This window comes from Burkholderia sp. AU31624 (assembly GCF_020420065.1).
Classification (GTDB): domain Bacteria; phylum Pseudomonadota; class Gammaproteobacteria; order Burkholderiales; family Burkholderiaceae; genus Burkholderia.
In genome coordinates this window covers 357,715-366,333 of sequence record NZ_JAIZRT010000009.1, presented here as the reverse complement: position 1 = coordinate 366,333, position 8,619 = coordinate 357,715, and the positions used below count along the sequence as shown (strand labels likewise).

Sequence of the window (8,619 nt, the reverse complement as noted above, 5' to 3'; positions counted from 1 at the left end):
CAGGCATCCCACCGAAGCAGGCATCCCACCGAAGCAGGCATCCCACCGAAGCAGGCATCCCACCGAAGCAGGCATCCCACCGAAGCAGGCATCCCACCGAAGCAGGCATCCCACCGAAGCAGGCATCACACCGAAGCAGGCATCACACCGAAGCAGGCATCACACCGAAGCAGGCATCACACCGAAGCAGGCATCACACCGAAGCAGGCACACCGAAGCAGGCATCACACCGAAGCAGGCACACCGAAGCGCCTGTATTCACCGCGCCGCGAATCGCAGGATCCTCATGCCCGGCAGTCGCCCGCTTTATGCGCATAAACCAACCGGCCTGCAGCGCCATCGGCTACACCCTTTGCGGACCGAACCCCATCGTATTGGCCAGGCGCGCGGACCTTTAATCACCATCCCGCGATAGAGTTCCGCGCGCCTTTATGCGCATAAACCCACCAATTCATTGAAGCGCGTCCCGACCAGCACTCCCCTTTCGCGATCCATCGCACCGCATCATCCGTCGGCCTCTACGAAGCAGCGAATCCGCGCCCGGTCTCCCGATTACTCGTCGCCTGCCCCGCCAAGCCCCCAATACAGACCTGGCTACAATACAGGGCTCTACCCTTCAGGCCTGAAAGATGATCACGATCTACCACAACCCCCAATGCTCGAAGTCGCGCGAGACGCTTGCGTTGGTCGAGTCGCTGAATACCACCGGTGCGCCGTTGAATGTCGTCGAGTACCTGAAGACGCCGCCGGCGGTCGAGGAACTGGAAGCGCTGCATCGGCAGCTTGGTCGACCGGTTCGCGACATGCTTCGCGACGGTGAGGAGCCGTACAAGGCGCTGAATCTGGCGCGCGCCGATCTGAACGATGCGGAAGCCTATGCGGCAATTGCCGCTCATCCGATTCTGCTGCAGCGCCCCATCGTCGTTCACCGCGGCAAGGCCGCCATCGGCCGACCGCCCGAATCGGTGCAGGCGCTGTTCGAATAATTCATGCCCGCCGTATTTTTTTGATTGCGTCAGCCTAGCCCAGCGCAAGCATTAGCACGAGCATCGGCAATTGAAGCCAGCTCGATCACCGGGCGGCCCGCCACTACGGCCCGGACGATCGCCGTCGAGCGATCCGGGCTTAGCCTTCCCCGGACGACACACCATCATCATCCGGGGCAGGCCCCCGCCCCGCCGCCGCTTTCGCGGCCGTCCGCAGCAGCGCGATCTGCCCGCGATAGGCTCTGCAGCCACTGCAGGTCGGCAGGTGTATGCGCACCTGCAGGCGCTCATGCAGGGTCAGATGCCGGTCGAGCGCATCCGACAGCAGTCGCGTCACGTCAGTACATTTCCCCGGCAGCATCTTCGGTCGTTAATCCTTGTTCGCTCAGGCAGGTTCGCAGGCGCGTGCGCGCCCGGTAAAGCAGCACGCTGCAATGATTCGTCGTCAGCGTCAATTCGCTGCAGATGTCCGTCATTTCGAAGTCGAGGAATTCGCGCATCATGAACACGCGCCCGATCTGCTCCGGCAGGTGATCGAGGCAGGCCTCGAACAGCGTCCAGAACTGCTGCTGCTGCAACAGCGTTTCGGGGCGTGGCCACGGTCGCGGTTTCGCATGCGCGGCCCAGTGCCCGTTTTCCTTGAACAGCTCGCGATCGAGCACCGATTCGCCGTCGAGCTCGGCATCGAGCGCGGACAGGCTCACCGTCCGCTGCCGTGCGCGCAGCACGTCGATCAGCTTGTTGCGCAGGATGCCGAACACCCAGGTCTTGTGCGCCGACAGCCCGGCGAAATCGCCCGCATGCGACCACGCGGCGGCGAGTGCTTCCTGCACGGCGTCTTCGGCCGCATCGGCATCACGGAGCTGGAGCCGCGCGAAGCGCAGCAGGTCGCGCCGCAGTTGCGCGAGATAAACGGGATCGTCGTAGGCGGACGGCATGAATGGGGTGCAAGTCTCGAAGCGATCGCGCGTGCGCCACAGGGCAGGCGCATCGCTGTGCGAGCAGCTTACTGGGCGCGGTGCCGGCCTGCAATGCATGTTCCGTCACGAATTCACGAAACCGGCCTGCGCACTGCGCTATGCTTGCCGAACCCTGTGTCGCGGGTCGGCAACGACTCGCGGTAGGCAATCTGTAATGTCAGAGCATAACGGCCGAGTTATCCACAATTTCTGTGGAAAACCTTGTGGAAAGTCGGCCGGACGGCCCCGTGGGGCGGTTCGCGGGCTGGCTTGCCTATAAACAGACCTTTGTCGCCCGTTCGGAAGTAATCGATCCGATTCCTCACTCACCGGAAGGAGAATGTCATGTCCTATCGCATCGCTGTGGTCGTCGGCAGCCTGCGTCGCGCTTCGTGGAACCGCGCGCTCGCACACGCCGTGATCTCGCTCGCCCCCGCCGATTTCTCGTTCGAGTTCGTCGAGATCGGCGAGCTGCCGCTATACAGCCAGGACTACGACGCGGATTTCCCGGAAGTCGCGAAGCGCTTCAAGCAGTCGATCGAGGCCGCCGACGCGCTGCTGTTCTTCACGCCCGAGTACAACCGCTCGATTCCGGGCGTGCTGAAGAATGCGCTGGACTGGGGCTCGCGCCCATGGGGTTCCAATTCGTGGTCGGGCAAGCCGGGTGCCGTGCTCGGCACGTCGCCGGGAGCGACGGGCACCGCGCTCGCACAGCAGCACCTGCGCAACGTGCTCGCGTATCTCGACGTGAAGACGCTCGGGCAGCCCGAGATGTTCATCAAGCACGATCCGGCGCGCATCGACGACCAGGGCCAGATCGTCAGCGAAGACACCCGCAAGTTCCTGCAGGGCTTCGTCGATCGCTACACGGGCTGGGTGCGCTTGCTGAAGTCGGCCTGAGCGCCCCACCCGATCACGCCGCCGGCACCGGCGCGGGCCCGCACGCAGCGGGTCACGTGCCGGCGTGCCGCGCGTGTCGTGCATCGCGCGCTTCACGGATGCCCAGCAGGATCTCGTCGAGCAGCGCGATGTCGAACGGCTTCGACAGCACGCGAACGTTGACGGTGCGCGTGCGGTCGAGCTCCTCCGCGTAACCCGTGACGAGTATCACGGGCAGTTTCTCCGGCCGTTGTTCGACCGCTTCGGCGAGGTCGATACCGTTCAGGCGGCCCGGCATGTGGATATCCGAAATCACGAGATCGAACGCGTCGTTCGCGGCCGCGCCTTCGATCAGGCGCAACGCGTCGTCGGCGGTGGGCGCGTAGGTCACCCGGTGCCCGAGCAGCGACAGTAGCGCTTCGGTGCCGGCCGCGACTTCGCCGTTGTCCTCGACGAGCAGCACATGCAGCCCGGCGAGCGCCCCCGCCCCCGCATCGTGCACGACCGCCGGCGGCCGCGCGACGACATCCTCGACGCGTGCGCGCGGCAGGTAGAGGCGCACCGACGTGCCGGCGCCGACCGCGCTGTCGATCGTCGCGAGGCCGCCCGAGCGTTCGCAGAACGCGAACACCTGCGGCAGGCCGAGCCCCGTCCCCATCCCCTGCGCCTTCGTCGTGAACAGCGGCTCGAACGCACGCGCGAGCACGTCGGGCGCCATGCCCGAACCCGTGTCGTCGAGCGAGATCTGCACGAAATCGCCGGTGAGCGGAAAACCGTCTTCGCGACGCAGCGTCACGTTGCGCGCGCCGACGGTGAAGCGGCCGCCGGTCGTCATCGCGTCGCGCGCGTTGACCGCGAGGTTGATCACCGCGAGCTCGAGCTCCGCGACGTCGACGCGGATCGGCCAGACACCCGGCTCGATCGCGACGACCAGCGACGATTTCGAGCCGAGCGATGTCTTCAGCAATTCGCGGCACGTGCCGAGCCATTGCCCGACGTCGATCGTTTCGTTGTGCAGCGGCTGCTTGCGCGCGACACCGAGGAGCTGGCGCGTGAGCGACTGCCCGTTCTTCAGCGCGCGCTCGATCGCGCCGAGTTCCTTGTCGAGATGCTGGACCCCGCGCCGCCGCGCGATCTGCACGTTGCTCGAGATGATCATCAGCAGGTTGTTGAAGTCGTGCGCGACGCTGCCGACGAGATTGCCGAGCGCCTGCATCTTGCGCGACTGCCGGTACGCGGATTCGATCGAGCGCCGCATCGACGCTTCGGCCTGCCAGCGGTCCCACGCCTCCTCTTCCGCCTTCAGCCGCTTGAGCGACAGCCAGATCACGGACCACAGCGCGACCGACGGCGCGAACATCGAGATGAACAGCACGCTCAGGTGTTCGTACCATTCATGCCAGATCGCCGACGTGCGGTACGCGCACGTCACGTAGACGGGATAGCTGCCGACCTGGCGATACGCGACGATCTCGCTGCTCGCGCCGTCGTGGCGCACGCGCACGACGCCGGCGCGCGGATCGTTGCGCGCGTCGCCGAACGTGACCGCGCGATCGGTGTGCGCGAGTGCCGGCGGCGGCGGATATGACGCGATCACCGCGCCGTCCGAGCGCGCGAGCGCCATCGTCATCGGCGTGCTCACTCCGCCGAGCAGGTCGCGGTAGAACGCGTTGAAATACGACGACTTCAGCGCGATCGACACCATCCCGGCGAACGAACCGTCGCTATGGCGCCGCGCGACGCCCGTGTTGAACACGGGAATGTTCTCGAGCTTGAGCGGCCCCATCATCAGCCGCGAGATGTGTTCGATGACCTTGCCGTCGCGGATGCCGGCGAAGTCGTCGCGGTTCGCGATCGACGCGTAGGGCGCCGGATAGTAGAGGCTGTTCGCGAGCAGCATCCCGCTCGCGCCGAAGATCGACACGGCGGCCACCTGCGGATAGCCGCCGCCGATCGTGTTCAGCGCTTCGTGGATGTCGGACTCCCGGTTGCGCACGGTCGCGTCGTCCATGTCCTGCACGAGATCGACGATGCGCGCATCGAGCGTCTCGCTCAGGTCGAACACCTTGAGCGCGTGCTCCTCGGCCACCCGCACCGTGCGCATCGTCACGTCGCTCGCGGCGGCCTCGCGCGTCTTCAGGTCGTTGTACGCCATCACCACGACGTAGATGCACGGCAGCACGATCGCCGCGACGAGCAGCACGATCAGCGTCATGCGACGCACCGCGAAATCGTGCTCGGGCGCACCGGCCGCATAGTTGCCGTCGTCCTGCCAGTCGTCGGCGGGCGGGGAGGCGGGAGCGTGGGAATCGGCGGGCCGGTTGGACATCATCGAGGAAGCGGGTGAGGCGGAGGTGCCTGCCATCATAAACGAGTTGCGACGGCCCGCCGCACGGCCCCGGACGCCAGCCATCCTGTCGATTTCGACAGGGGGAAATTGTCAGATTGAAAACGCGACGAATTCGGCAGCGCAAACGTACACAAGGAAAAATTTTGCGTACTTATCTCGAAAATGGTCGTGACTGTTTTCGGAATGGCGCGTGTTCGGACCAATTCTGTTCGAAATGCTGAAAATGGCGAGTTGCATCGCCTCCGGTTTACTCAGAGAATCGCGCCTTGCTTTCCCTATGACAGATATATGCGCCCGCCGGTGTTCGCCGCGCGGTGCGTCGCGCGCACTCCGCGTCGCGGCGCCCGCGCGCGGCCGCCAGACGGTTGCCCGCACACCCGAACGCATGGCGCCTAAAGAAGTGCGCCGCGCGGTCGTTAACGCGAGAGAGACCATTCCGTATACCGCATCGCCCCATGCCTTTGCCGATTGTAATTGCCGACGATTCGCTGCTCGCTCGCAAACTTCTGACAAAGGCGCTGCCGGGAGGCTGGGACGTCGAAGTCGCGTATGCCGCGAATGGTCGAGAGGCCTTGGCGCTCTATCGTGACGGCAAAGCTTCCGTAATGTTTCTGGACCTGACGATGCCCGACATGAGCGGATATCAGGTCCTGGAGACACTGCGCCACGAAGATCTGAACACGTTCGTGATCGTGGTATCCGCCGATATTCAGCCGCAGGCGCAAGCACGCGTGCGCGAATTGGGCGCGATCGCATTCGTAGCCAAGCCCGTGACGTCGGAGGCATTGCTGCCCATTCTCAAGGAGTATGGGTTGTATGCCTGACTCGGTGTTCACGGCGGAGCAACGCGACGCGTTGCAGGAGATCGCCAACCTCGCAATGGGCCGCGCCGCCGCGCGGCTCGCGTTGTTGCTCGGGCACTTCATCGAGCTGTCGGTGCCGCGCGTGCGGGTCGTGAAAGCGACCGACGCGGGCGACGCGCTGCGCGAGATGACGGGCATTCACGACAACGTGACCGCCGTGCGCCAGGGTTTTCGTTCCGACATCAAGGGCGAGGCGATCGTGTTGTGCCGCACCGCGAGCATCGCGCGGCTCATGTCGGTCGTCGACCGCACGTTCGGCGATGGCGTGTACGGCGGGATGGCGACCCCCGACGAAGTCGTGTTCGACGTCGCGAACGTGCTGATGGGCGCGTGCGTCGCGTCGATCCTCGACGAGCTCGGCCGCAAGCCCGTGTTCTTTCCGCCGGGGCTGCTCGGCGCGAACGTGTCGTTCGACGACGTATTCCAGCCGACCGAGCTGGCCTGGAGCGTGGCATTGCTGCTGGAAGTGAACTTCGGGCTCGAGGACCACGCGTTCCGCGCCCACTTCGTGATGCTGATGGCCGAGGATTCGATCCGGCTGATGGGCGACGCGCTCGACGCGTTGCTGTCCGCGCTATGACGGCCGCCACCTCGTCGCTGAGCGACCTCGTGATCGAGCGGGTGGGCTTCGGCCTGTTCGTGCTCGACCGCGCGATGAACGTGCTGATGTGGAATCGCTTCATGCAGGACCACAGCGGCATCCCGGCCGCGGACGTGATCGGCCGCAACCTGTTCGACTGTTTTCCCGACCTGCCGCGCGCGTGGCTGTCGCGCAAGCTCGAGAGCGTGTTCCAGCTCGGCAGCTTCGCGTTCAGCTCGTGGGAGCAGCGGCCCTACCTGTTCCGCTTCGAGCACGACCGGCCGATCACGGGTGGCGTCGACTACATGCAGCAGGACTGCACGTTCATGCCGCTCACGCGCGGCCGCGACGTCGAAGCCGTGTGCGTGACGATCTCGGACGTCACGCATGTGAGCGTGATGCAGCGCGAGCGCGAGGAAGCGGTCGCGAAGCTGCGCGAGCACGCGAATCGCGACGGCCTGACCGGCATCGCGAACCGGCGCTTCTTCGAGGCGCGGCTCAGCGACGAATTCGCGCGCTGGCAGCGCTATGGCGGCGACCTGTCGGTGCTGCTGTTCGATCTCGACCACTTCAAGACGATCAATGACCGCTTCGGGCATGCCGCCGGCGATGCCGTGCTGCGCGAGACCGCGCGTCGCGTCGCGTCGATCGTGCGTGCGCAGGATACGTTCGGCCGCTTCGGCGGCGAGGAATTCGCGCTGCTGCTGCCGTGCACGAATCTCGACGAGGCGATGCTCGTGGCCGACAAGGTGCGCGATGCGATCGGCAGCGTGCCGGTCGATGCCGAGGGGGTCAGCGTGCCGGTGACGGCGAGCGTCGGCGGCGCGTGTGCGAAGGCGGGCGCGCCGACCAGCGACGTGCTCGTCAACGAGGCCGATGCCGCGCTCTATCGCGCGAAGCGGCTCGGGCGCGACCGGTCGGTCGCGTATGCGTAGGTGGCGCATACGCCCCGCCGTGCGCGGAGCGGATGCGCCGGGCGCGTGCCGCGCTCAGCTTTTCGCGATGTCGGCCAGGACGCCGGCGAGCACGGCCGGCTGCGACATGAACGGCGAATGGCTGCTGTCGAGCTGGTGCACGTGGGTCGGGTTGCCGGGCGCGAACGCGTCGGCTTCGTCGATGAAGCGCTGCTGCAGCGCGGGCAGGATCACGCGATCCTGCAGGCACTTGATGTAGTGACGGTCGATCGCGCCCCAGCGTGCGGCCGTCGTCGGGATCGCGGTCGCGAACGGCGCGGCCGGCACGTCGCAGCTCATCAGGTTCGCGACGGCCTCGAAGTCGGCCTGCGGCACGTCGTCGTATAGCGCGCGCTTCGCGAGCTCGCGATAGGCGGGGTCGCCGCTGCGCGGATCGATGCGCAGCGCACCGGCGACGCGCGGGCTCGCCAGCATCAGCGGGCCGAGCATTTCACCCTTGTTTTCAGGTGCGCGCACGTAGTCGAGGCCCGGCACGCCCGACGCGGGCATGAAGGCCGCGAGATAGACGATCTTCGCGATCTTGTCCGGCGCGCGTTCGGCGGCCGCCGTGATCGCGAGGCCGCCCATGCTGTGCCCGACGAGCACGACCTTGCCGCGGCCGAGCGCGTACGCGTCGTCGACCGCCTGCATCACCTGCGTGGCGTAATCGTCGAGCGTCGTGTTCGCGACCGGCGACGGCTCGGCGCCGAACGCGTCCTTGTCGAGCGGGCGTGCGAAGTAGGAAGCGGGAAAACGGGCGTTGATGCCGTGCGCGGGCAGGTCACGCGCGATCGACAGGTGGCCGCGCGCGGCCAGCGCGGCCGCGACGTGCGCGTAGCACCACGCGCCGTGCCAGGCGCCGTGCACGAGCACGAAAACGGGATGATCGGACTGCGGGGTGGCGCTTGCGTTCGTCTCCATGGTGTCCGGGTCTTCAGATCTTGAGAAAGGTGTCATCTTAGACGAACCCGTGTGCGCCCTGACGGGCCGGATTCGATCCGTCCCTCTTGTCTCGTACAGGCCACATTTCGTTCGTATCTGATTTGAAT

Annotated in this window: 9 protein-coding genes; 5 read left to right on the top strand and 4 right to left on the bottom strand. The window is 66.0% G+C overall.

The features are described from left to right. Positions 1-629 precede the first annotated feature (629 nt). A complete protein-coding gene (arsC, locus tag LGM89_RS30510; protein ID WP_226274894.1) occupies positions 630-986 on the top strand; it encodes an arsenate reductase (glutaredoxin) in 357 nt (118 codons plus the stop codon). A gap of 139 nt (positions 987-1,125) precedes the next feature. Here the strand turns inward: arsC and LGM89_RS30505 are convergent, their stop codons facing one another. Both LGM89_RS30505 and LGM89_RS30500 read right to left on the bottom strand, forming a co-directional pair. After that, complete coding sequence (locus LGM89_RS30505; RefSeq protein ID WP_089446749.1) at positions 1,126-1,347, bottom strand: zf-HC2 domain-containing protein; 222 nt, start codon at positions 1,345-1,347, stop codon at positions 1,126-1,128. Next, complete coding sequence (locus LGM89_RS30500; RefSeq protein ID WP_069252807.1) at positions 1,325-1,924, bottom strand: RNA polymerase factor sigma-70; 600 nt, start codon at positions 1,922-1,924, stop codon at positions 1,325-1,327. The genes LGM89_RS30505 and LGM89_RS30500 overlap by 23 nt, the downstream gene beginning before the upstream one ends. A gap of 366 nt (positions 1,925-2,290) precedes the next feature. Between LGM89_RS30500 and LGM89_RS30495 the strand changes: the two genes are divergently transcribed. Continuing rightward, a complete protein-coding gene (locus tag LGM89_RS30495; protein ID WP_011353625.1) occupies positions 2,291-2,845 on the top strand; it encodes an NADPH-dependent FMN reductase in 555 nt (184 codons plus the stop codon). Between the two features lie 52 nt (positions 2,846-2,897). Here LGM89_RS30495 and LGM89_RS30490 read toward each other — a convergent pair whose 3' ends face one another. Continuing rightward, positions 2,898-5,156 carry a hybrid sensor histidine kinase/response regulator gene (locus LGM89_RS30490; RefSeq protein ID WP_226274893.1) on the bottom strand — a complete coding sequence of 753 codons (2,259 nt, stop codon included), beginning with the start codon at positions 5,154-5,156 and terminating at the stop codon, positions 2,898-2,900. A gap of 473 nt (positions 5,157-5,629) precedes the next feature. Between LGM89_RS30490 and LGM89_RS30485 the strand changes: the two genes are divergently transcribed. The 3 genes from LGM89_RS30485 to LGM89_RS30475 are packed head-to-tail and all read left to right on the top strand — an operon-like array spanning position 5,630 to position 7,552. Further along, positions 5,630-5,998 (top strand): response regulator, encoded by a 369-nt coding sequence (locus LGM89_RS30485; protein WP_039344648.1) that lies wholly within the window; start codon positions 5,630-5,632, stop codon positions 5,996-5,998. Beyond that, positions 5,991-6,617: a chemotaxis protein CheC gene (locus LGM89_RS30480; protein ID WP_039344650.1), complete on the top strand. Its 627-nt coding sequence runs from the start codon at positions 5,991-5,993 to the stop codon at positions 6,615-6,617. Before LGM89_RS30485 ends, LGM89_RS30480 begins: the two co-directional genes overlap by 8 nt. Further along, positions 6,614-7,552 carry a GGDEF domain-containing protein gene (locus LGM89_RS30475; RefSeq protein WP_226274892.1) on the top strand — a complete coding sequence of 313 codons (939 nt, stop codon included), beginning with the start codon at positions 6,614-6,616 and terminating at the stop codon, positions 7,550-7,552. The genes LGM89_RS30480 and LGM89_RS30475 overlap by 4 nt, the downstream gene beginning before the upstream one ends. Before the next feature lie 54 nt (positions 7,553-7,606). Here the strand turns inward: LGM89_RS30475 and LGM89_RS30470 are convergent, their stop codons facing one another. After that, a complete protein-coding gene (locus LGM89_RS30470; protein WP_226274891.1) occupies positions 7,607-8,491 on the bottom strand; it encodes an alpha/beta fold hydrolase in 885 nt (294 codons plus the stop codon). Positions 8,492-8,619 lie beyond the last annotated feature (128 nt).